The following is a 21,509-nucleotide window of genomic DNA, read 5'->3' as shown; positions in this document are numbered from 1 at the left end:
TCGGCGGATTTACTCGCCGAACCGCGCCGGAGCCGGGCTGACCGGCACCACGCCGCCGGCCTGGACTTCGCGCACTTCGAGCGCGCGATCGATCACGCCGTTGGGGCGGAAGCGGAAGGCGCCGTCCAGGCCGACGAAGCCGCCACTGTCGGTGAGGCGGGTAATCGGCAGCTGCGTTCCCGTCCGCCAGTCGCGGGCTATGCGCAGCGTGAGCAGCACGGCGTCATAGCCGAGGGTGGCGATGCGGTAGGGCTGGACGCCGAACCGTGCCTTGTAGCTGTCGGAGAACTTGCGGAACCGCGCGTCGGACACGGCCGAGAACCAGGCACCGCGAAGTGCCGGAGTTGTCGCTACCACGGCTTCGCCGCTCCACAGCTCGGTGCCGAGCAGGCGCGGTGTGGCTGAGCCCGCCGTCTTGAGCTGCGCCGCGGCCTGGCTGGCGAAGCGGCCGCCATCGGCGATGAACACCGCGTCGAAGCCCCCCTTGGCCTTGAGCCGCCGCGCTGCGCTGACCACCGAGGTGTTCGAGCGGTCGTAGGTCTCAGTCGCGGCAACGCTGCCGCCGGCTGCGCGGACCGAAGCGAAGATCGCCGTCGAAGCCCGCTCGCCATATTCGCCCGAGGGGACCAGCGCGCCGAAGCGGGTCATGCCGCGGCTCTTGGCATAGTAGACCGTGCGCTCGATCGAAGCGCTGGGCAGGTTGCCCATGATGAACACGTCGCGTCCTGCCGCGCTCTCGTCGTTGGAGAACGAGATCACCGGCACCCGCGCCGCACGCGCAGTGGCAGTCACCGCGGGAATGTCGTTGGAGATCAGCGGGCCGAGAATCAGCTTGTTGCCGTCGGCAATCGCCTGGGCAGTGACGCTCGCGACCCCCGCCGAGGTGTCATAGGTGGTTATCCGCAGGTTCTGCGCGTTGGTATCGAGCAGCGCCATCGTCGCGGCATTGGCGATCGACTGGCCGACGGCGCCGTTGGGTCCGGCGAGCGGCACCAGCAGCGCGACGCGGTGCCGCTGCGAATCGGTTGGCAGAGTGCTGGAATCCGGCCCCTTGGGCGGCGGAGCGGTTTCGACCGGGCCCTTGGGAATGACCTTGCAACCCGCCAGCAGGGCGACCGTCGCCAGGGTAAGGAACCTGCGCCGGTTCGTTCCGCTCATCAACATTGCTTGCCGCTCCCTGCTCGTATGTCCATGAGTGCCCGCATGGATCACCAGCTCTCGCCCGGTCTCTATATTGTCGCCACGCCCATTGGCAATCTCGGCGACATAACGCTCCGCGCCGTGGAGACGTTGCGAGGCGTCGCTGCGATAGCCTGCGAGGACACGCGGGTGACCGGCAAGCTGCTGAATCACCTCGGCATAAAAAAGCGGATGATCCGCTACGACGATCACGCCAGCGAATATGACCGGGACAAGCTGCTGGCCCTGCTGGCCGAGCAGCCGGTGGCGCTGGTGAGCGATGCGGGGACGCCGCTGATCTCCGATCCCGGCTACCGCCTCGTCAAGCTGGCGCGCGAGGCGGGGATCGTGGTGACCAGCCTGCCGGGACCGAGCGCGGCGGTCGTGGCGCTGACGCTGGCTGGCCTTCCGAGCGACCGGTTCTTGTTCGCGGGGTTCCTTCCCTCCAAGGACAAGGCGCGGCGCGACGTGTTGGCGGAGCTAGCCGCGGTGCCGGCGACGCTGGTGTTCTACGAGACCGCACCGCGGCTCGACGATTCCCTCGCGGCGATCGACGTCGTGCTGCCGGGCCGCGAGGTAGGCGTGGCGCGTGAGCTGACCAAAAAGTTCGAAGAATGCCGCACCGGATCGCCCGAGGAATTGCGAGCACACTACGCAGCCCATCCGCCAAAAGGCGAGATCGTGCTACTCGTCGGCCCGCCTGCCGAACCCACGGCGGATTCGTTCGACATCGACGCCATGCTGCGCGCCGAGTTGGAAACCGAGAAGCCCTCGCAAGCCGCAGGTAAGGTCGCTAAGCTCACCGGCCTCGACCGCAAGGTGCTTTACGCCCGGGCACTGGAGCTCAAGTGAACCGGGCTCGCGCCGAGAAACGAGGCCGGCGGGGCGAGACGCTCGCCGCCTGGTATCTGAGGCTCAAAGGCTGGCGCATCGTTGCGCAACGGGTGAAGACGCCGCGCGGTGAGGTCGATCTTGTCGCGAGACGAGGACGGATGATCGCCTTCGTCGAAGTAAAATGGCGCGCCACCGCCGCCGAACTCGACCTCGCCATCGACGAATATCGCCTGCGGCGGGTGGCCGCAGCGGCGGAGGCCATCGCCCACCGCTTCGTTCGCACGGGCGACGACCAGAGGATCGACGTGCTCCTCCTTGCGCCGGGCCGCTTCCCGCGCCACATCACCAACGCCTTCATGGGCTGACAGGAGCCGGAATACCGATGACGCTACGTATCGCGGTCCAGATGGACCCGCTGGAAACGATCAACATCGCCGGCGATTCGTCCTTCCACCTGATGCTCGCGGCCCAGGCGCGGGGCTATCCGCTGTGGCACTACGATGTGCGCACGCTGGCGCTCGACACCAATGGCGGCGAGGGCGAGCGGATCACCTGCTGGGCTGCGCCGGTCACGGTGCAGCGCGTTGCGGGCGACCACTTCCAGCGCGGCGAATACCAGCTGATCGACCTCGGCAAGGACATCGACGTCGTGCTGATGCGGCAGGACCCGCCGTTCGACCTCGGCTATATCACCGGCACGCACATCCTCGAACGTCTCGCCGGCCGCACGCTGGTGGTCAACGATCCGGTCTCGGTGCGCAATGCGCCCGAGAAGGTCATGGTGCTCGATTTCGCCCGGTTCATGCCACCGACGCTCGTCGCCCGGCGGATCGAGGACGTGAAGGCCTTCCACCTCAAGCATCCGGGCGACCTCGTGGTGAAGCCGCTCCACGGCAACGGCGGCAAGGCCGTGTTCCGCGTGCCCGCCGACGGCAGCAACCTCGGCGCGCTGACCGAACTGTTCGGTACGGTCTGGCCCGAGCCGTTCATGGTCCAGCCCTTCCTTCCCGAAGTCTCCGAAGGCGACAAGCGCATCGTCCTGGTCGACGGCGTCGTCGCCGGGGCGATCAATCGCAAGCCGGGGCAGGGCGAATTCCGCTCGAACCTCGCGGTCGGCGGCTATGCCGAAGCGACCACGCTGACGGAGCGCGAGCAGGAAATCTGCGCCGCGCTGGGACCGGTGCTCAAGGAGCGCGGGCTGCTGTTCGTCGGCATCGACGTGATCGGCGGCAAATGGCTGACCGAGATCAACGTGACCTCGCCGACGGGCATCGTCGCAATCGACCGGTTCAACAATTCGGACACCGGCGGGCTCATCTGGGACGCGATCGAGGCACGCCACGCCGCGATGCTGCAAGGCTGACGCGAACAGACCGGCCGGCCGGGCGTTTCCTGTTCCATGACCGAATGGATTCTGAGGCTCATCGAGCAAGGCGGCTACTGGGGCATCGCCTTTCTCATGTTCATCGAGAACGTGTTTCCGCCGATCCCCTCCGAAGTCATCATGGGCCTCGGCGGTATCGCCGTAGCGCGCGGGGCGATGGAGTTCTGGCCGCTGCTGCTGGTCGGCACGATCGGCTCTACCTTGGGCAACTATGTCTGGTTCCTCGCCGGCGACAAGCTCGGCTACGGACGCCTGAAGCCGATCGCCGATCGCTGGGGGCGCTGGCTGACGCTCGAATGGGAGGACATCGAGAAGGCGAGCCGGTTCTTCCGCAACCACGGGCAATGGATCGTCTTCGTCATGCGCTTCTCCCCGCTCTTGCGCACGATGATCTCGCTGCCCGCGGGCCTGGCGCACATGAAGCACTGGAAATTCCTGATCTTCACATTCGCCGGCGCGGCGGTGTGGAACGCGGCGCTGATCCACGGCGGCCGTTGGCTCTCGGGCTATTTCGCCGAGGCACAAGGCTGGCTCAACGCCATCATCTTCGCTTCGGTGGCGTTGGGGATTGTCGCCTATCTCTGGCGCGTGCTGACCTGGAAGCCGCGCGCCTAGATGTCACTGCTCCCGCGGATGCGCGTTGCGATAGACGTCGAGCAGGGTAGCGGCATCAACCTTGGTGTAGATCTGGGTCGAGCCGAGACTGGCATGACCGAGCAGTTCCTGCAGCGAGCGCAGGTCGGCACCTGCGCCGAGCAGGTGTGTCGCAAAACTGTGGCGTAAGGCGTGCGGTGTTGCGCTGGGCGGCAGGCCGAGCGAGATCCGGGCGCGAGCCATGGCCTTCTGGATCATACCCTGCGACAGCGCGCCGCCCCGCGCCCCGCGAAACAGCGGTTCGCCGCGCATCGGCGGCCAGGGGCACTTGGCGACATAATCGGCCACCCCTTCGCGCACGATCGGCAGCAGCGGCACGGCCCGCTGCTTGCCGCCCTTGCCGGTGACGACCATCACTTCGCTCAGCGGAAAATCGCCGCCTGTCAGCGATAGGGCCTCGGCGATGCGCAGTCCCGCGCCATAGAGCAAAAGCAGCACTGCCCGGTCGCGCGCGCCGATCCATTCGACGCTCGCGTCCTCCTCGACGGCCACGGCCAGGTTCACGGCATCGTCGGGCGTGACGGGGCGAGGGAGCCCCTTCTTGATCCGCGGTCCGCGCATTCGCGGCGGGGCGGTATCGGCCTCGCCGGCCTGGGCCCGGGCAAAAGAGATGAAGCCCTTGAGCGCCGAGAGCTCACGCGCGGCCGAGACATTGCCTATGCCGTCGGCCCGCCGCCGTGCGAGCTGGTTGCGCAAGGCGGCAGCATCGAGCCGGGCGAGGGTCCGCCAGTCGACCGCACCCACTTCTTCGAGCAGCCGGTCGGCCGTGGCGACATAGGCGCGCACCGTATGCGGCGAGCGGCGGCGGCCTTCGGCGAGGTGCGAGCGCCAGGCTTCGAGGATCTCGCGCCGGCTCACGCAGCGACCAGCGCCGCGGGGACAAGTTCGCCGAGCAGCCCATCGAGCACGGGCATGCCTTGCGGCGTAATGCCGATGCGGGTGCCGTCCTGCCAGGCGAAGCCCTGCTTGATGTAGAAGGCGAGCTTGGCAGGGTCGCAGAGTTCCTCGACACCAACGCCGAAACGGGAAGACTTGGCGGCGAGATCGACACCCTCGGCCAGCCTCAGCCCCATCAGCATCGCCTCGCTAGCCTGTTCGCGCGGGGGCAGGGCGCGCACTTCGGCGATGCCATCACCCTGCCGTTCGATCGCAGCGAGCCAGTTCTCCGGCTTGCGGTGCCGCACCGTCGCCACCCCACCGCGCCGCCCATGCGCGCCGGGACCGATGCCGCAATAGTCCTGGTAGCGCCAATAGGTTAGGTTGTGGCGGCTCTCCTCGCCCGGGCGGGCGTGGTTGCTCACCTCGTAGGCGGGAATGCCCGCCGCTGCGGTCATGTCGCGGGTCAGCTCGAAAAGGTCGGCCGCGGCATCGTCGTCGAGCGGGATGAAGGCTTTCTCGCGGACCATCGTAGCGAAGCGCGTGCCCGGCTCGATCGTCAGCTGGTAGAGCGACAGATGCCCCGTACCGAAAGACAAGGCCCGGCTGAGCTCCGCCTCCCAGGCCGCAGGGGTCTGCCCCGGCCGCGCATAAATCAGGTCGAAGCTCACCCGGTCGAAATGCCGCTGCGCGATCTCCAGCGCGGCCAGGCCTTCATCGGCATCGTGCAGCCGGCCAAGGAAGCGCAGCGTCTCGTCGTCGAGCGCCTGGATGCCGAGCGAAGCCCGATTGATACCTGCCTGGGCCAGCGCCGCGTAGTTCGCCGCCTCGACCGAGGAAGGATTGCCTTCGAGCGTGATCTCGATCCCCGGCGCGAAGCCCCAGAGCCGCTCGGCCTCAACCAGCAGCCGCTCGACCAGAGCCGGCGGCATCAGCGAAGGCGTGCCGCCGCCGAAGAAGATCGAGTGCAGGGGCTCACCGCCGGCCAATTCCGCCTCGCCCACCATGTCGGCCAGCAGCGCGCGCTCCCACTGGGCGTGATCCACCCGATCGCGGACATGGCTGTTGAAATCGCAGTAGGGGCACTTGGCCAGGCAGAATGGCCAATGAATGTAAACTGCAGAGGCCATTTCGTTAACACTCTTCGGTTAGCTCGTTTCCAACGGCGTTTATGACGCCAGGTCAAGTTCCGAGCATCATGCACCGCATCATTCGAGCTGCCACCTTTGCCGCCCTAACCCTGGTTTCGGCCGGGCTGTCAGCGGTCGGTGCTGCGGCCCAGACAGATGAATTCTGGCCGGCACGTCCCCTGATCGACAACCGCTCCCAGTTCAACCAGCGCCTGCTCGATCTGCACAACCGCGAGCGCGAACGGATTGGACAGCCCGCGCTCGTTTGGGATGCGGAACTGGCCCAGCACGCCAAGGCTTGGGCCAACACCCTCGCGGCACGCGGCGATTTCGAGCATTCGCCGGCCGAAATGCGCGTGAACGAGGGCGAGAACCTCTGGCGCGGCACGGCCGGGGCCTACACGCTCGAAGAGATGATGGGCCACTTCATCTCCGAACGGCACGATTTCCAGCCCGGCGTCTTTCCCGCGGTCGCGCGCAGCGGGAACTGGCACGAAATCGGCCACTATACGCAGGTGATCTGGCCGACGACACGCGCCGTCGGCTGCGCCGTGACCTCGCGGCGCGGGACCGACTACCTGGTCTGCCGTTTTTACCCCGCTGGCAACGTGCTGGGGCAGAGCGTCCCCTAAATCAGCCGCCGAACTGGGCTGCGACCAATTTCGCAAAGGCATCGGCACGGTGGCTGATGCGATGCTTCTCTTCAGGATCGAGCTCGGCGAAGGTTTCGCTCCCGCCCTGCGGCACGAAAACCGGATCGTAGCCGAAGCCCATCGTCCCGCGCGGGGGCCAAGTGTAGCTGCCGTCGGCGCGGCCCTGGTAGACCGCGCTGCTGCCATCGGGCCAGGCGATCGCAAGCACGCAGGCGAACCAGCAGGAACGATCGGTCTCCGGGCCCTTCTCGCAGAGCAGGCCTTCGACCTTGCCCATAGCCATGTACCAATCGCGGCCAGGCGCGCCCTCAAACCACTGCCTCTCGGCCCAATCGGCGGTGTAGACGCCGGGCGCATTGCCGAGCGCCGCCACGCAGAGCCCGGAATCGTCGGCCAGCGCCGGCAGGCCCGAACTCTCTGCCGCCGCCCGCGCCTTGATCAGTGCGTTCTCGACGAAGGTCTTGCCGGTCTCGGCCGGCTCGGGCAGCCCGAGCGATCCGGCCGAGATGCAGTTCACGCCATAAGGCGCGAGCAGCGCCCCGATCTCCTTGAGCTTGCCCGCGTTGTGCGTCGCGATGACCAGCGTTTCGGAGCCGAGGCGCGCTTCGCTCACCGGCCGACGGCCTTGGCCTGGGCCGCGAAGATCTTGTCGCAACCGATGCGGGCAAGGCGGAGCAGGCGCAGCAGCCCTTCCTCGTCATAGGTCGCGCCTTCGGCCGTGGCCTGGACCTCGGCGATATGGCCGCCCTCGATCAGCACGAAGTTGGCATCGGCGTCGGCCGAGCTGTCCTCGATATAGTCGAGATCGAGCACCGGCACGCCCTCGCAGATCCCGCAGGACACCGCCGCGACGCGGCGCGGCATCGGGTCTTCCTTGACGAGACCCGCGGTCATCAGCTTGTCGATGGCGATGCGCAGCGCCACCCAGGCGCCCGAGATCGCCGCGGTGCGCGTACCGCCGTCGGCCTGGATCACGTCGCAATCGAGCACGATCTGGCGCTCGCCGAGCTTCTTGAAGTCGACCACCGAACGCAGCGCGCGACCGATCAGCCGCTGAATTTCCTGCGTGCGGCCCGACTGCTTGCCCTTGGCCGCCTCGCGGCTGCCACGGGTATGCGTTGCGCGCGGCAGCATCGAGTACTCGGCGGTTACCCAGCCTTCGCCCTTGCCGCGCATGAACGGCGGCACCTTTTCCTCGACGCTGGCGGTGACCAGCACCTTGGTGTTGCCGAACGAGACCAGCACCGAACCTTCGGCGTGGATGGTGTAGTTGGTCTCGAAAGACAGGGCGCGCATTTCATCAGGCGCGCGGCCGGAGGGTCGCATTGGAATCCTTTCTATCGGCTAACGGGGTTTTCCGTTGGCCCTTTCGCTTGAGCTGGCCGCGCCCTATCCTCTAGCCATTGTGGTGGCAATGAAACTTGGTAGACTTGGCACACTTGGAGATCGGCCTGTGCGAAAGACGCTGCTGGCTTCGATGCTGGTCATTCTTCCAGTCGGCCTTCACGCCGCCGAACCGGAACGCGCCGGCACTCTGCCGGGGCCGGTCAGCTACGAGGTGCGAAGCTGGGGCCGGGTGATCCTGCACTGGCAGGTCAATCCCGATGGGACAGGCGAGATCTGGAAGCTGGCCGAACAGAAGGACAAGGGCCAGCTTCGCAAATTCAGGCTGCGTCTGGCAGGCCACGGCATGAACGCCTTCGTCACGAATATCGAAGGCGTTCGCGCCGCCAACGAAAAGGGCATCCGGTGCGACAAGGAAATCTTCGACCTTCCCTATGGCTCGGTGACCTGGGACTATCCGGACGCGAAACAGACCTATTCGTTCGACGCCGGCTGCCGATCGGAAGAGGCTGACGAGGCTGCGGAAATCCTGGGCGCGGCGAGCACGATCATCGAGACCATGGCCAAGGTCGACAGCGATCCCTATGTCGTGGAACCTGTATAACAAAATCATGCCCACGTTACCGATAACCGAACTGACCCACCGCGCTCGCGAGATCTTCCGCCTCGTGGTGGAGGGCTATATCGATTCCGGGCAGCCCGTCGGCTCGAAGACGCTGGCTGGGGCGGGCGGGGTGAACCTGTCGCCAGCTTCGATCCGATCGGTTCTGGCCGACCTCGAACAGCTCGGGCTGCTGGCAGCGCCGCATACCAGTGCCGGGCGGATGCCGACCGAGGTAGGCCTGCGCCTCTTCGTCGACGGCATGATGCAGGCCGCCGAGCCGACCGCCGACGAGCGCGCGGCGATCGAACGGCGGATGGCACAGCCTGGGCCGATCGAGCACGCACTGGCCGCGACCAGCGCGGTGCTGTCCGATCTCTCGGCCTGCGCTGGCGTCGTCATGGTGCCGCGCCGCGAGCCGCAGCTCCTGCAGATGAGCCTGGTCCCGCTCGCGCCCGACCGCGCGCTTGCAGTGCTGGTGGGCGAGGACGGTGGGATCGAGAATCGCATCCTGCCGCTGCCGGGCCCGCTGCCACCGGGCGCACTGGAGGAAGTGTCCAACTATATCACCGCCCGCCTTGCTGGCCGGACCCTGGCCGACGCGGCGCGGCTGATGCGCGCCGAGATCGCCTCGGGCCGATCGGCTCTCGACGCGGCTAGCCGCGATCTGGTCGAGCGCGGTATCGCCGTATGGAGCGAGGACGCGGCGCGGCGTCCCGTGCTGATCGTCCGCGGACAGGCCAACCTCCTCGATGAGGGCATGCTCAGCGACCTCGAACGCGTCCGCCTGCTGCTCGACGATCTCGAGAACAAGCAGTCGGTCGCCGAAATGCTCGACCTCGCGCGCGAGGCTGAATCGACGCGGATATTCATCGGTTCGGAGAACCGACTGTTCGCGCTTTCGGGCTCCTCGGTGATCGCCTCACCCTATCGCGACCGCGAGGGCAAGGTGGTCGGCGTGGTCGGGGTTATCGGGCCGACGCGGTTGAATTATGCGCGCGTTGTCCCCATGGTGGATTTCACCGCCCAGAGCCTGGGCAAGCTAATTGGATAGCGGAACCTACTTATAATGAGCGATGACAAGACGCAGCCGCAGAACGATGCGGCGGTGGCCGAAGAATTGAAGGGCGTGCCGGAAGAGCTGCTGGAGAAGGGCGGCGACGAGATCGCTGCGCTGCGCGACCAGCTCGAAGCCGCCAAGCAGGACGTGCTTTACGCCAAGGCCGAGACGCAGAACGTGCGTCGCCGGCTCGAGAAGGATATCGCCGACAGCCGCGCCTATGCCGCGACGGGCTTCGCGCGGGACATTCTGTCGGTCGCCGACAATCTTTCGCGTGCGCTCGAAGCGATTCCTGCCGACCTGCGCGAGGACGACAAGCTCAAGAGCCTTGTCGCCGGCATCGAGGCGACCTCGCGCGAGATCGACAAGGTTTTCGGCATGCACGGGATCAGTCGCATCGCCGCCAAGGGCATGCCGCTCGATCCCAACCAGCACCAGGCCATGCTCGAAGTGCCGTCGGATGCCGAACCGGGCACGATCGTGCAGGAGCTCCAAGCCGGCTACATGATCAAGGATCGACTGCTGCGTCCGGCCATGGTTGCGGTGGCGAAGAAGCCGGACTGAGCGCCCGACCTCAGCGGTTAAGTGCAGAACATCACGGAACTTGGAAGCAAATCAGCCGTTTGCGAAAGGTACCTTTCGTATTCGGAGACAGATCATGCGTTCTCTTATCCTTCCCGTGATGGCCGCTGGCGCCCTGGCTCTTGGTGGCTGTGCCTCGAACTACGCCGGCGAGGGCGCACTGGCCGGTGGTGCGCTGGGCGCAGGCGTAGGCGCGTTGGCGGGTGACGTCGGCGCCGGCGCCGCAATCGGCGCTGCGGCCGGTGCCGTTGCCGGTTCGACGAAATCGAAGGATGATCGCGGCTGCTATCGTCGTGATCGCAATGGCGACCGCTACTACGACCGCAATTGCTAAGGCATTCGCTTCCCTCGACCCGAATCTTTTGCGACAAGAATGTCGTAAAAGATTCGGAGAGTCGGATGGAACTAGCGAACAAGGTAGTCTTCGTGACGGGCGGTGGCGGCGGTATCGGTGCCGGCATCGCCGAAGCCTTCGTAGAGAATGGCGCCAAGGTCATCATCGCCGACATAGCGCTGGCCCGCGCCGAGGCCGAAGCGGCCAAATATGGTGAGAACGCCCTAGCCATTCCGATCGACGTGACATCGCTCGACAGCTGGGCTTCCGCTCGCAAAGCTGCTTTGGCCCGTTTCGGTCAGGTCGATGTGCTGTGCAACAACGCCGGCATCTCGATCGACTGGGAACTGCTCGCCGATATCGAGCCCGAAGTGTTCGACAGCGCGATGCAGATCAATGTCTACGGCGTCTACAACGGTGTCAGGACCTTTGCCCGCGACATGATCGCGAGAGGCTATGGTCATATCTGCAACACCTGTTCGGCCAACGGCCTTATCGCTCCAGGCATGATGGCCACCTATTCAGCCACGAAATTCGCCGTGAAAGGCATGACCGATGCCCTGCGCGCCGAGCTGGCGCCGCACGGCGTCACGGTCTCGGCGGTCTATCCCGGCCGAACGCGCAGCTTCATGTCGACGTCTTCGAGAGGACGCTACACCGCGGCCATCATGACCAAACCGATGAACTTCATGGAGCCTATCTGGGTCGGCCGCGCGATCGCTGCCGCGGTGGAAAACGGCAGGAAGCACGTGATCTCGCACCCCGATCTCAAGTTCGCGGTCCAAGCGGTATTCGATGAGGTTCTGGCAGACTTCGGCGAGCCCGCGCAGCCCGGATACAAACCTTACGATTGAGGCTTGAACGGCATGATCGCGCGATATGACGCGAGGGGCGCAGCTTCGGCAACGGCCCCGCCCTGTTCGAGCAAAAAGGCGTGACGAACGATCTCGGCCTGCTGCTCGATCCCATAACGATCCAGCGGCCGGCCCGGTTCGAGGACATAGTCATAACGGCAGAACGGATGCCGCATCAGCGGCAGATAGAACTTGCCGCGCTGCTGTGTCTGCCAGACATGCGTCATCTCGTGAACGAACAGCCCTTGTCGGCCGAGTTCGGCCATGCCGAAATCCTCGCAATAGGCGGGCGAGCCCGGCGGGAAATGGAGATGGCCCGTCGGCGCCATGGTGATCCGCGCCGGCTGTAACGGATGCCAGCGCCGCCGCTTGATCCGGACCCGATCGCAATCGATCGCATCGCCGAAGACCGAGCGAACCAGCGCCCGCTCGCCCGCGGTCAGCGGGCGTTCGCCACCGACCGGGCAGGCTGTCAGTTTTTGCTCCCTGGGTCCATGCCCGCCATGTCGCCGCTCATGGCATCGGTCACCGATTGAACCTTGAGTGGTGCCGAGACCTTGTCGCCGCCGGCGAAGGTCAGCGTCATCTCGACGGTTCCCCCGGGCTTCACCGTCTCGGCGATGTCGAAGACCATGACGTGCTTGCCGCCGCGGGCGAACTTCACCGTCTCGCCCGGCTTCACGCTTAGTTCCTTCAGCGGCGCCATCGAGCCGCCCGACGTCTCGTGCATCTCGGCCTTGCCGGCACCGTCGATCGAGATCGCGGCCACGGCGGAAACCGCCGGACCGCCATTGCTCAGATCGAAATAGGCGGCGCCCGGGTTGCCCTTGACCGCCGGCAGGACCAGCACGCCGCCGCTGACCGTGATCCCCGGCTTGGCGTCTGGCGCAGCCTCGTTTGGCGCAGCAGCGGTGGTCGCCGGCGCTTGCGGCGCTTTGTTCTGCTGGCAGGCTGCGAGCGATAGCGCGGCAAGGACGAGGGTGGCGCGGGGTTTGAAAGTGGCGAGATTCACGCGTTATTCCTTTGTTTCAGACATCCCGCAAACACTGGCGCCCGAAGCCTTCCGCTAATGCTCGAACGGTCTTGTGCCAAGAAAAACCGCTCCTATATCGCGCTGCGACGATAGTTCCGGTTGGGAACGTCATCGAGCCGCCGAGCTGCCTTGCCTTGATGGGAGGCACACCGCGCGGTGTCACAAACGACGCGAGGAAATGGGGAAATAATGGCTAAAGTTATCGGTATCGACCTCGGGACCACCAACAGCTGCGTCGCCGTGATGGACGGCGGCAAGCCCAAGGTCATCGAGAATGCCGAAGGCGCGCGTACGACGCCTTCGATCGTCGCCTTCACCAAGGATGGCGAACGCCTGATCGGTCAGCCGGCCAAGCGCCAGGCCGTGACCAACGGCGACAACACGATTTTTGCGGTGAAGCGCCTTATCGGCCGCCGCTTCGACGATCCGGTGACCAAGAAGGACACCGAGCTCGTCCCTTACACGATCGTCAAGGGCAAGAACGGCGACGCCTGGGTCCAGGCCGGCGGCGAAGACTATTCGCCCAGCCAGATCTCGGCCTTCATCCTCCAGAAGATGAAGGAAACTGCCGAGAGCTATCTCGGCGAGACCGTGACGCAGGCCGTCATCACCGTGCCGGCCTACTTCAACGACGCGCAGCGCCAGGCGACCAAGGACGCCGGCCAGATCGCCGGCCTCGAAGTGCTGCGCATCATCAACGAGCCGACCGCGGCGGCGCTGGCCTATGGCCTCGAGAAGAACGACGGCAAGACCATCGCGGTCTATGACCTCGGCGGCGGCACTTTCGACGTCTCGATCCTCGAGATCGGCGACGGCGTGTTCGAAGTGAAGTCGACCAACGGCGACACCTTCCTCGGCGGCGAGGACTTCGACTCCAAGCTGGTCGAATGGCTGGCGGACAAGTTCAAGGCCAAGGAGAACATGGACCTGAAGACCGACAAGCTCGCTCTTCAGCGCCTGAAGGAAGCCGCCGAGAAGGCCAAGATCGAGCTGTCGAGCACGGCCTCGACCGAGATCAACCTGCCCTTCATCACCGCGCGCATGGAAGGCGGCAGCACCACGCCGCTGCACCTCGTCGAAACGGTGACCCGTTCGGACCTCGAGAAGATGGTCGCCGACCTGATCGAGCGCACCAAGGAGCCGATGCGCAAGGCGCTGGTCGATGCCGGCCTCAAGGCCGCTGACATCGACGAGGTCGTCCTCGTCGGCGGCATGACGCGCATGCCCAAGGTCCGCGAAGTCGTGAAGGACTTCTTCGGCAAGGAACCGCACACGGGCGTCAACCCCGACGAAGTCGTCGCCATGGGCGCGGCGATCCAGGCGGGCGTGCTCCAGGGTGACGTCAAGGACGTGCTGCTGCTCGACGTGACCCCGCTGAGCCTCGGCATCGAGACGCTGGGCGGCGTGTTCACTCGCATGATCGACCGCAACACGACGATCCCGACCAAGAAGAGCCAGGTCTACTCGACCGCCGAGGACAACCAGCAGGCGGTGACCATACGCGTGTTCCAGGGCGAGCGCGAAATGGCCGCGGACAACAAGATCCTCGGCCAGTTCGACCTGCTCGGCATCCCGCCGGCGCGTCGCGGCGTGCCGCAGATCGAGGTGACCTTCGACATCGACGCCAACGGCATCGTCAACGTCAGCGCCAAGGACAAGGGCACGGGCAAGGAACAGCAGATCCGCATCCAGGCCTCGGGCGGCCTTTCGGACAGCGACATCGACCAGATGGTCCGTGACGCCGAGAAGTTCGCCGAAGAGGACAAGAAGCGGCGCGAAGCGGCCGAGGCGCGCAATAACGCCGACAGCCTGGTCCACGCGACCGAGCGCCAGCTCGAGGAGAACGGCGAAAAGATCGACGCCGGGCTCAAGGGCGAAGTCGAGGCCGCCATCGCCGCGACCAAGATGGCTATCGAAAGCGGCGATGCCGCGGAGATGACCGCCAAGGCCCAGGCCCTGACCGACGTCGCGATGAAGATGGGTCAGGCCATCTACGAGAAGGAGCAGGCCGCGGGTGCTTCCCCGGGCGCCGAGGCTCCGGCCGGTGACGATGACGTCGTCGACGCCGAGTTCTCGGAAGTGGACGAAAACAAGGGCTGAATTGACGGACGGAACCAGTTTCGTCATTTCCGCGAGAGGCGAAGCCCTTGGCGGGAATGACGATCTGGTGTTCGGGGGTTTGAATTGAATGGCTAGCGTCGAAGCCGATTTTTACGAGTTGCTGGAGGTCGAGCGTACGGCCGACGATTCGACGATCAAGTCGTCGTACCGCAAGCTCGCAATGAAATATCATCCGGACAAGAACCCGGGCTGCCAGGATTCGGAAGCGCGTTTCAAGGCGATCAGCCAGGCCTACGATTGCCTGAAGGATCCACAGAAGCGCGCCGCTTATGATCGCTTCGGCCACGAGGCGTTCCAGAATGGCGGCGGCGGAAATGCCGGCGCCCAGGGCTTCGGCGATTTCGGCGACATCTTCGAATCGATCTTCGGCAGCGCCTTCGGTGGCGGCGGTCGCCAGCAGGCGCGCCGCGGTGCCGACCTGCGCTATGACATGGAAATCAGCCTCGACGAGGCCTTCCACGGCAAGAAGGCCGAGATCGAGATCGAGGTCTCGCAGCTCTGCGAACCCTGCAACGGCCAGGGCGCCGAGCCGGGCACCGGCACGCGCCGCTGCAACATGTGCGGTGGCCACGGCAAGGTCCGCTCGCAGCAGGGCTTCTTCATGGTCGAGCGTACCTGCCCGACCTGCCACGGCCGCGGCGAAGTGATCGAGAAGCCTTGCCGCGCCTGCGGCGGGGAAGGGCGAGTCGACCAAGCCCAGACGCTCGAAGTCCAGGTGCCGCCGGGCGTCGATTCCGGCACCCGCATCCGCGTCTCCGGCAAGGGCGAGGCGGGACCGTTCGGTGCGCCTCCGGGCGACCTCTACATCTTCCTCCACGTCAAGCGGCACAAGATGTTCGAGCGCGAGGGGACGACCCTGATCACCCGTGTGCCGATCACCTTTACCACCGCCGCGCTCGGCGGCGACGTGGAGATCCCCGGCCTCGACGGCCAGTGCCACAAGATCGACATTCCGGCCGGCATCCAGTCGGGCAAGCAGCTGCGCAAGCGCGGCGCCGGCATGCCTGTGCTCCAGGGCCGCGGGCACGGCGACCTCGTCGTCGAGATCGCGGTCGAGACGCCGACCAAGCTCAGCGCCCGCCAGAAGGAACTGCTGCGCGAGTTGCAGGCGACCGAGACGGGCGACGAATGCCCCGGCTCCAAGGGGTTCTTCGAAAGGCTCAAGGAAGCCTGGAACGACCTGACCGACTAGCGCTGCATCAGGCCGCGGATTTGATATGGTCGATGAAGGCCCGGAGCTTGGGAAGCATCTGTCGCCTGCCCGGATGATACAGGAATACGCCCGGCGTCATGACGGCCTGGTCATTGAGCATGGATTCGAGCGTTCCTTCGGCGATCGGCGCACGGACTAGCGGCCCCGGCACCTGCGCCAGGCCCACGCCCCGGATCGCCGCGCCAAGCAGCGTCGGGTAGTCATGGGCGATCAGCGGCCCCGAGACCGCCACGTCGATCCGTTCATCGCCTTCCACGAAGGACCAGTGGGCGATCGCGCCGTTCGAACGGCGAATGCGCAAACAGGCGTGCCCGTTCAGATCCGCCACTTTTCCCGGGCGACCATGGCGTGCGACATAGTCCGGGCTGGCAACGACGACGAAGGGAAAGGGCGGCGTGAGCCGAACCGCCACCATGTCAGGTGCTATGAACTGGCCAAAGCGGATTCCGGCATCGAACCCGCCCGCCGCGAGATCGACCATCTCCTCGCTCGCGGCAATCTCCAGTTCTATCTCCGGATAGGCCTGGGTAAACGACCCGATCACGGGCTCAAGGATCAGCGGCACGACACCTCGCGGCACGGAAAGACGGAGCAATCCGGTGGGACGCTGACCAAGATCGCGAGCCAGTTCCCCGGCGGCAACGAGTTCGGCGAAAGCGGGCGCGGCGCGGTCGAAGAAACGCTGTCCGGCTTCGGTCAAACCGACGCTTCGCGTCGTGCGCGTGAAAAGCGCCGCGCCCAACCGTGCTTCGAGACTGCGGACCGTCTGGCTTACCGCGGAGGGTGTCACGCCTAGCTCATTGGCAGCACGCCGAAAGCTGCGGAGCCGGGCAACAACAAGGAAAGCCTCGACGCCTTCCAGCGCACCATGCCTTACTGTGTAGTTCTGCTTCACAGGCTATGCATATTATATCGGATAGTTGAGCGATAGCGCTCACCATAAGATGGCCTCCTGAATCGAACAGGAGGCTCGAATGCCGACCGGATTGATTTTCCTCACGCAAATGATGCTTGGCTATGTGGCATGGCTGCTCTGCTTTTGGAGCTACGGCCTACCCCGGCTCCGGTCTATGAGCCGGCTGCGTGCTCACCATGCCATCGCCAGCCTGCACAGCTTTCGATTCTTCGGTCTCGTTTTCCTCGTTCCTGGCGTCATGGGACCGGACCTCCCTGGCGGCTTCGCGCCGGCGGCCGCATACGGCGACCTCGCCACGGCCCTGCTGGCCATTCTGGTCATGGCCTCCGTACGGCTTCGTCCGGCTTTCTGGACCTTCGTCGTCGCCTTCAACCTCGTGGGAACGACCGATCTCCTACTCGACTACTGGAATGCCGTCCGGGGTGGACTTCCGGAGCACGCAGGAGCCTTGGGGGCCGCCTATCTGATACCGACCCTCTACGTGCCTTTGCTGATGATCACTCACGGTTTTGCCCTTTTTGAACTGGCGCGTTCGAGGTCGGCATCGGCTCGTAGTATCATCAACAGGATACCCGCCGGCTAAGGGTGACTGCGTGTAATACGCGCCCCTAACCGCCCGCCACCTCATCTCTGATCCCGCGCACCAGTCCCGGGTCGGCATTGCACCGTGCCTCTTCCTCGTCGAGGATCGCCAGGAAAGCCTCGCGCTTGAAGGCCTGCATTTCCTCGGCCGAAAGCGTCAGGTTGTCGGGCATGGCCGAGGCGACCAGGTCCACCATGCGTTCCGCGCCGTGGAGTCTGCCCCAGAGGTAGTCATTCTCGCGGTAGGCGCGGCTGAAGAAGGCTCCGAAGTTGTAGAACTCAACGCCGCGCAAGGTGGCGTGAGTGCCGCCGGCGCGGATCGAGCGGGCGTCATCGGGCGAGATGCGGTCGACCTTGACCGGATCGAACTCGGTCAGCCCTTCGCCGCGTAGCAGGGGCAGGGTCACGGTATCGTAGAACGGATAGCCGAGGTAGGCGAGCAGCATGCGCCGGCGCAGCGCGGTCGGCATGTCGGCCATGGCAGCAGCGAGCATGGCGTCGACCAGCAGGTCGGTCTCGGCGAGCCGGCGGCGTTCGGAAATGCCCGCCAGCACGGTGCCAGGGTCGGTGAACACCTTGTCGGCCAGCTTCGGGAAGTCCTCGCCCATGCAATCGGAGGACTCGCGGTCGAAATAGAGCGACAGCGCGTTGTAGACCGCCTCGCGCGCCTTCTCGCGTGCTTCCTCGGCCACTTCGCCGCCTTCACCCTCCCAGTCCTGGGTCAGCCGCCGCGCGAGCAGCCGCAGACGGCGGATGCGGAAAGGCAGGTCGTGCTCGGTGAAGAAGGCGATCGCCTCCTTGGTCGCACCGCCCTTGAAGTCCGAAATGCGGTCCAGTCCGTTGGCGGCGAGCCAGGCGGTGAGGTGCGCGGCGATCGGTTCGGGCGTGGACAGCGAAAGGCCCGGCGCTGCGTCGTGGATCATCTCGGCCAGCATGCCGACCACGCCGGCGAACTTGACCTGGGCATAGCCGTGGTAGGCGAAGCCCGCCTGCTCGGCCGCGGCCTGCTGCGCCTTGGCCCGCCAGGCGACGAGGCGCTTAACCGTAGGCCGGTCGAGGAACAGGGTGAAGCCGAACAGCTTCTCGACCGTCGCCTCCACTTCGGGCCGCAGCGCCGAGACGATCGTGCGCAGTTGTACGCGCTCGCTCGACTGGCTGGCGATTTCTTCCAGGTTGTCACGCACCGGCTGCTCGCGCGGGATCGAGGACAGCGAGCCGAAGATCACCGAGAACCAGCCCGGCGGATGCGGATCGTCGCGGGTCAGGCCGCCGATGCGGTCGGGCCGGGGGTCGATGTAGACGAAACGCCGGTCGACCTCGCGCTGTGCAGGTCGGTCGCGCAGCACGCCCATGGCATCTGCAAACGGCGCATTGACCAGCACCGAGCCGTCGATCAGCGAGACGCCCTCGGCCGCGCCACGGCGCGCATGCTCGGGCATGACGCGCTCGACGAAAGCGGCGCGGGTCGGCCAGGCCATAGAGCGCTCCGCGACGAGGGTGTCGATCTCGGAGAGCTGTAGCGCGGGGAAAGCGCCCGGGAAGCTGGCGGTCGCACGGGCGGCGAAGACGAGCTCGGGCACCGGCGCCAGCGCACCGCCGGATCGGAGCGGCGTCACCGCACGGAAGCCGATCGACAGGCGATGCTCGGACTCCTGGACAAGGGGCGGGCTGTGCAGCCGCAGCGATTCCATGTGGCCTTTGAAATCGGTTGCCGTGACAAAGAGGTCGAGCGGGTGGCCCGGCGGCAACAGCGGCGGCCCGGCTTCGGTCTCCGCCATGGCAGTCAGCGCTTCGGCGATCAGGCGGGCAAAGCCGAGCCCGCCGAACGGCGGCTCGAACCAGCGCGAGCGGATCAGGCGCGACAGCTTGCCGCGCACCTCGGCGCGCGTCTCGGGCGCGACGCTGGCGGTAACGACGTTGCCCGGCCGTCGCAGCATCCAGCTGACCAGCGGTTGCGCCCAGAACTTGGCGAAGCGTGACCAGGGCCGCGCATCGGGATCAAGCAGCACGTCGACGTCGGCACGCTCCAGCCAGAGCTGGGTCAACGGTTCGAGCGACTGACCCGAATGGATTGCCTGGGCGAGGAACACGCCGTTGAGCCCGCCTGCACTCGCGCCGGCGATCACGTCGTTCATGACGCGAAGCCGCAAACCCTTCTCGGTTTCGATCCGCTGGAGCAGTCGGCGATAGACATGCTCGACGCCGGCCAGCTTGCCGCTCCCCGCGGCGACCGCCTGGCTGGCCCGGGTGAGCTTCCACAGCTCCTTGGTGACTCCGTGCATATAGACCGCAAGACTGACCCCGCCGTAGCAGATCAGCGCAATGCGGAGTTCCTTCTGGCGCATGCTTGCCCCTGTTCTGTCGCGCAGGGATGGATGGGATCGTCCTCGCGATCAATCCCCCGCGGCAATCGCGGGCGCGATGAGCCCGCCCGTGCCTCTATCGCTAAAACGCATCCGGCCTAGTCTGGCTGCATCGAGATCGTGAACCCAATCGGCGGGAGAACGGACATGGTGCAGATCACTTCGCTGGCCCAGCTGCGCGAACTCATTCCCGATCCGGGCCCGAAAGCATCGGCCAAATTGCGCGATCGGCTCTGCGACCAGGGCATCGCCTTCATCGCGCGCAGCCCTTTCCTGGCCCTCGCCACCAACGGCGCCTGGGGCCTGGAGATCAGCCAGAAGGGGGATGAACCGGGATTCGTCGAAGTGCTGGACGAGCGGACGCTGCTGATCCCCGAGCGCAACGGCAATGGCATTGCGCTGGGGCTCGGCAACATGCTCGCCGATCCGCGCGTCGGGCTGATGTTCGTCAGGCCAGCGACCGACGAGATCCTGCGCATTTCCGGCCGGGCTACGCTGCTCGACGACACGACGATCTGCGCGCGGCTATCGGCCCGTGGCAAGCCGGCGGTGCTGGCGATCCGCATCGACATCGACCGGGCGGCCTTCCACTGCGTCCGCTCCGCACGTAGGGCCGGGCTCTGGCAGCCCGAAACCTGGGATGCTCCGGGGAAGATATCCTTCGGCAAGATCTACGCCGACGCACTGGCGATGCCAGATATCCGCGAAGCTTTCGACCAGATGGCGGAAGAACACGACCGCCACCTCTAGGTCTCATTCTGCGGCGGGTAAGGGATCGCGTTCGCCGCGCTGCTTCCACCGCGTCCTGATGCCGTGCAGCGCCGGCTGCTCGACCAGGTTGTGGATGAGCTGGGAGACTGTCAGCGTCGCGGCGATTGCGCAAAGCAAGGCCGCCCATGGGGCGAAGCCGGCTCGTTCCAGGGCGGCGATCAAGGCGTAGCCGAAATTCTGGTGGATCAGGTAGATCGTGTAGGACAGAGCCCCGAGCCACAGCAGCGGCGGGTTCGCCAGCCAGCCCAGCTTGCCGCCGACGAGAAGCGCGAAGATCGCGACGACGCTTGCATAGACCGCGGCGGATTCCGGCGACTCGACGAGGGCGACCGCAGCGAGCCCCGAGGCTAGCAGCGGAAGCTGCTCGCTCCACCGTCGCGCGCCAGTGCGAACGCGGTAGGCAGCCATGCCAATCGCGAAGAAGGGAATATAGCGCACGATGAGCACCATGCCGACGCGTGAGGGCAGGGCCGGGACCAGCCACCAGAGCACCGTCAACCCGATCCAACCGAGCAAGATCGCTTCGATCCGCCCGAGCAGGCGTGCGCGCCACAGGCTCCACATGCAGAAGTAGAAGGCCAATTCGACCGTCAGCGACCAGTAGACCCCATCGACCGAGGGCAGATAGAGGAAGCCCTGGAGCATCGACAGGTCGGTGAGAATGATCGGGCCAGGCTGGGCCAGCACCTCCGCGCCCAGCAGCACGACGCTGGCACTGGTGAACAGCACCGCCGCCCAATAGGCCGGCAACAGCCGGGCAAAGCGCGAGACGAGGAAATCGGCACTGCTCGCGGTCCGCTCGAGCGTCATCAGGATGACGAAACCCGATATCGCGAAGAACAGCTGGACGCCGTAATGCCCCCAGGACAGGCCATGGGCGATGTGCCGGGCAGCGGGCAGTACGGCCTCGCTATGCGCGGTATAGTGGAACAGCAGCACGAGCATCGCGGCAATGCCGCGCAATGCGTCGAGCTCGCCGAGCCTTCCCTGCTGCGAATGTGCCGCCATCACCCCCGCTTAGCGGC

Annotated in this window: 24 protein-coding genes; 14 read left to right on the top strand and 10 right to left on the bottom strand. The window is 65.9% G+C overall.

Features of this window, described 5'->3' with window-relative positions; all coding sequences use genetic code 11:
* Positions 1 to 9: 9 nt before the first annotated feature.
* Complete coding sequence (locus tag KRR38_RS06015; RefSeq protein WP_217399567.1) at positions 10 to 1,158, bottom strand: penicillin-binding protein activator; 1,149 nt, start codon at positions 1,156 to 1,158, stop codon at positions 10 to 12.
* 45 nt (positions 1,159 to 1,203) lie between these two features.
* On the opposite strand from KRR38_RS06015, the gene rsmI reads away from it, so the two are divergent.
* From rsmI to KRR38_RS05995, 4 genes are read left to right on the top strand one after another with little or no spacing between them, the layout of a single operon-like run.
* Positions 1,204 to 2,031, top strand: coding sequence for a 16S rRNA (cytidine(1402)-2'-O)-methyltransferase (gene rsmI / locus KRR38_RS06010; protein ID WP_217399565.1), 828 nt, complete (start codon positions 1,204 to 1,206; stop codon positions 2,029 to 2,031).
* Entirely contained in the window at positions 2,028 to 2,378 is a 351-nt protein-coding gene (locus KRR38_RS06005) for a YraN family protein (protein WP_217399563.1), read from the top strand. Before rsmI ends, KRR38_RS06005 begins: the two co-directional genes overlap by 4 nt.
* A gap of 17 nt (positions 2,379 to 2,395) precedes the next feature.
* A complete protein-coding gene (gene gshB, locus KRR38_RS06000; RefSeq protein ID WP_217399561.1) occupies positions 2,396 to 3,376 on the top strand; it encodes a glutathione synthase in 981 nt (326 codons plus the stop codon).
* A gap of 36 nt (positions 3,377 to 3,412) precedes the next feature.
* Positions 3,413 to 4,012: a DedA family protein gene (locus tag KRR38_RS05995; RefSeq protein ID WP_217399559.1), complete on the top strand. Its 600-nt coding sequence runs from the start codon at positions 3,413 to 3,415 to the stop codon at positions 4,010 to 4,012.
* 3 nt (positions 4,013 to 4,015) lie between these two features.
* Here the strand turns inward: KRR38_RS05995 and KRR38_RS05990 are convergent, their stop codons facing one another.
* Both KRR38_RS05990 and hemW read right to left on the bottom strand, forming a co-directional pair.
* Entirely contained in the window at positions 4,016 to 4,909 is an 894-nt protein-coding gene (locus KRR38_RS05990) for a tyrosine recombinase XerC (protein ID WP_217399557.1), read from the bottom strand.
* Entirely contained in the window at positions 4,906 to 6,057 is a 1,152-nt protein-coding gene (gene hemW, locus KRR38_RS05985; RefSeq protein WP_217399555.1) for a radical SAM family heme chaperone HemW, read from the bottom strand. The genes KRR38_RS05990 and hemW overlap by 4 nt, the downstream gene beginning before the upstream one ends.
* Before the next feature lie 68 nt (positions 6,058 to 6,125).
* Between hemW and KRR38_RS05980 the strand changes: the two genes are divergently transcribed.
* The gene (locus tag KRR38_RS05980) at positions 6,126 to 6,689 is read left to right on the top strand and encodes a CAP domain-containing protein (protein WP_217399553.1); all 564 of its coding nucleotides are present in this window, start codon (positions 6,126 to 6,128) and stop codon (positions 6,687 to 6,689) included.
* A 1-nt stretch (position 6,690) separates the two neighbouring features.
* On the opposite strand, the gene rdgB is transcribed toward KRR38_RS05980, so the two are convergent.
* Together rdgB and rph are read right to left on the bottom strand one after the other, a co-directional pair.
* Positions 6,691 to 7,323, bottom strand: a complete 633-nt coding sequence (rdgB, locus tag KRR38_RS05975; protein ID WP_217399551.1) for an RdgB/HAM1 family non-canonical purine NTP pyrophosphatase — start codon at positions 7,321 to 7,323, stop codon at positions 6,691 to 6,693.
* Positions 7,320 to 8,036 (bottom strand): ribonuclease PH, encoded by a 717-nt coding sequence (rph, locus tag KRR38_RS05970; protein ID WP_217399549.1) that lies wholly within the window; start codon positions 8,034 to 8,036, stop codon positions 7,320 to 7,322. The genes rdgB and rph overlap by 4 nt, the downstream gene beginning before the upstream one ends.
* Before the next feature lie 127 nt (positions 8,037 to 8,163).
* Here rph and KRR38_RS05965 point away from each other — a divergent pair, with 127 nt between their 5' ends.
* The 5 genes from KRR38_RS05965 to KRR38_RS05945 all read left to right on the top strand — a co-directional run bounded on the left by KRR38_RS05965 (position 8,164) and on the right by KRR38_RS05945 (position 11,485).
* The gene (locus KRR38_RS05965; RefSeq protein ID WP_217399547.1) at positions 8,164 to 8,658 is read left to right on the top strand and encodes a hypothetical protein; all 495 of its coding nucleotides are present in this window, start codon (positions 8,164 to 8,166) and stop codon (positions 8,656 to 8,658) included.
* A gap of 7 nt (positions 8,659 to 8,665) precedes the next feature.
* Entirely contained in the window at positions 8,666 to 9,709 is a 1,044-nt protein-coding gene (hrcA, locus tag KRR38_RS05960; RefSeq protein WP_217399545.1) for a heat-inducible transcriptional repressor HrcA, read from the top strand.
* A gap of 15 nt (positions 9,710 to 9,724) precedes the next feature.
* Entirely contained in the window at positions 9,725 to 10,279 is a 555-nt protein-coding gene (gene grpE / locus KRR38_RS05955) for a nucleotide exchange factor GrpE (protein WP_217399543.1), read from the top strand.
* Between the two features lie 94 nt (positions 10,280 to 10,373).
* Complete coding sequence (locus KRR38_RS05950) at positions 10,374 to 10,631, top strand: YgdI/YgdR family lipoprotein (RefSeq protein WP_217399541.1); 258 nt, start codon at positions 10,374 to 10,376, stop codon at positions 10,629 to 10,631.
* 65 nt (positions 10,632 to 10,696) lie between these two features.
* Entirely contained in the window at positions 10,697 to 11,485 is a 789-nt protein-coding gene (locus KRR38_RS05945) for an SDR family oxidoreductase (RefSeq protein WP_217399539.1), read from the top strand.
* Here the strand turns inward: KRR38_RS05945 and KRR38_RS05940 are convergent.
* Together KRR38_RS05940 and KRR38_RS35860 are read right to left on the bottom strand one after the other, a co-directional pair.
* Entirely contained in the window at positions 11,476 to 11,961 is a 486-nt protein-coding gene (locus KRR38_RS05940) for a vgr related protein (RefSeq protein ID WP_217407134.1), read from the bottom strand. The two genes, KRR38_RS05945 and KRR38_RS05940, sit on opposite strands and share 10 nt — an antisense overlap.
* On the bottom strand, positions 11,958 to 12,497 hold the full coding sequence (locus KRR38_RS35860; protein WP_217399537.1) for a copper chaperone PCu(A)C: 540 nt from the start codon (positions 12,495 to 12,497) through the stop codon (positions 11,958 to 11,960). Before KRR38_RS35860 ends, KRR38_RS05940 begins: the two co-directional genes overlap by 4 nt.
* 210 nt (positions 12,498 to 12,707) lie before the next feature.
* Here KRR38_RS35860 and dnaK point away from each other — a divergent pair, with 210 nt between their 5' ends.
* A complete protein-coding gene (dnaK, locus tag KRR38_RS05930; RefSeq protein ID WP_217399535.1) occupies positions 12,708 to 14,618 on the top strand; it encodes a molecular chaperone DnaK in 1,911 nt (636 codons plus the stop codon).
* Between the two features lie 88 nt (positions 14,619 to 14,706).
* Positions 14,707 to 15,831, top strand: coding sequence for a molecular chaperone DnaJ (gene dnaJ / locus KRR38_RS05925; RefSeq protein WP_217399533.1), 1,125 nt, complete (start codon positions 14,707 to 14,709; stop codon positions 15,829 to 15,831).
* A 7-nt stretch (positions 15,832 to 15,838) separates the two neighbouring features.
* Here dnaJ and KRR38_RS05920 read toward each other — a convergent pair whose 3' ends face one another.
* On the bottom strand, positions 15,839 to 16,747 hold the full coding sequence (locus KRR38_RS05920) for a LysR family transcriptional regulator (RefSeq protein ID WP_217399531.1): 909 nt from the start codon (positions 16,745 to 16,747) through the stop codon (positions 15,839 to 15,841).
* 79 nt (positions 16,748 to 16,826) lie between these two features.
* On the opposite strand from KRR38_RS05920, the gene KRR38_RS05915 reads away from it, so the two are divergent.
* Complete coding sequence (locus KRR38_RS05915; protein ID WP_217399529.1) at positions 16,827 to 17,351, top strand: hypothetical protein; 525 nt, start codon at positions 16,827 to 16,829, stop codon at positions 17,349 to 17,351.
* A gap of 25 nt (positions 17,352 to 17,376) precedes the next feature.
* Here the strand turns inward: KRR38_RS05915 and KRR38_RS05910 are convergent, their stop codons facing one another.
* On the bottom strand, positions 17,377 to 19,695 hold the full coding sequence (locus KRR38_RS05910) for a patatin-like protein (RefSeq protein WP_217399527.1): 2,319 nt from the start codon (positions 19,693 to 19,695) through the stop codon (positions 17,377 to 17,379).
* A gap of 165 nt (positions 19,696 to 19,860) precedes the next feature.
* Here KRR38_RS05910 and KRR38_RS05905 point away from each other — a divergent pair, with 165 nt between their 5' ends.
* Entirely contained in the window at positions 19,861 to 20,463 is a 603-nt protein-coding gene (locus KRR38_RS05905) for a pyridoxamine 5'-phosphate oxidase family protein (RefSeq protein ID WP_217399525.1), read from the top strand.
* A 3-nt stretch (positions 20,464 to 20,466) separates the two neighbouring features.
* On the opposite strand, the gene KRR38_RS05900 is transcribed toward KRR38_RS05905, so the two are convergent.
* A complete protein-coding gene (locus tag KRR38_RS05900) occupies positions 20,467 to 21,492 on the bottom strand; it encodes an acyltransferase (RefSeq protein WP_217399523.1) in 1,026 nt (341 codons plus the stop codon).
* Positions 21,493 to 21,509 lie beyond the last annotated feature (17 nt).

Origin of the sequence: Novosphingobium sp. G106, from assembly GCF_019075875.1 — a bacterium.
Classification (GTDB): Bacteria; Pseudomonadota; Alphaproteobacteria; order Sphingomonadales; family Sphingomonadaceae; genus Novosphingobium.
The sequence above is the reverse complement of the archived record's forward strand: the minus strand, read 5'-3'. Positions and strand labels throughout refer to the sequence as shown.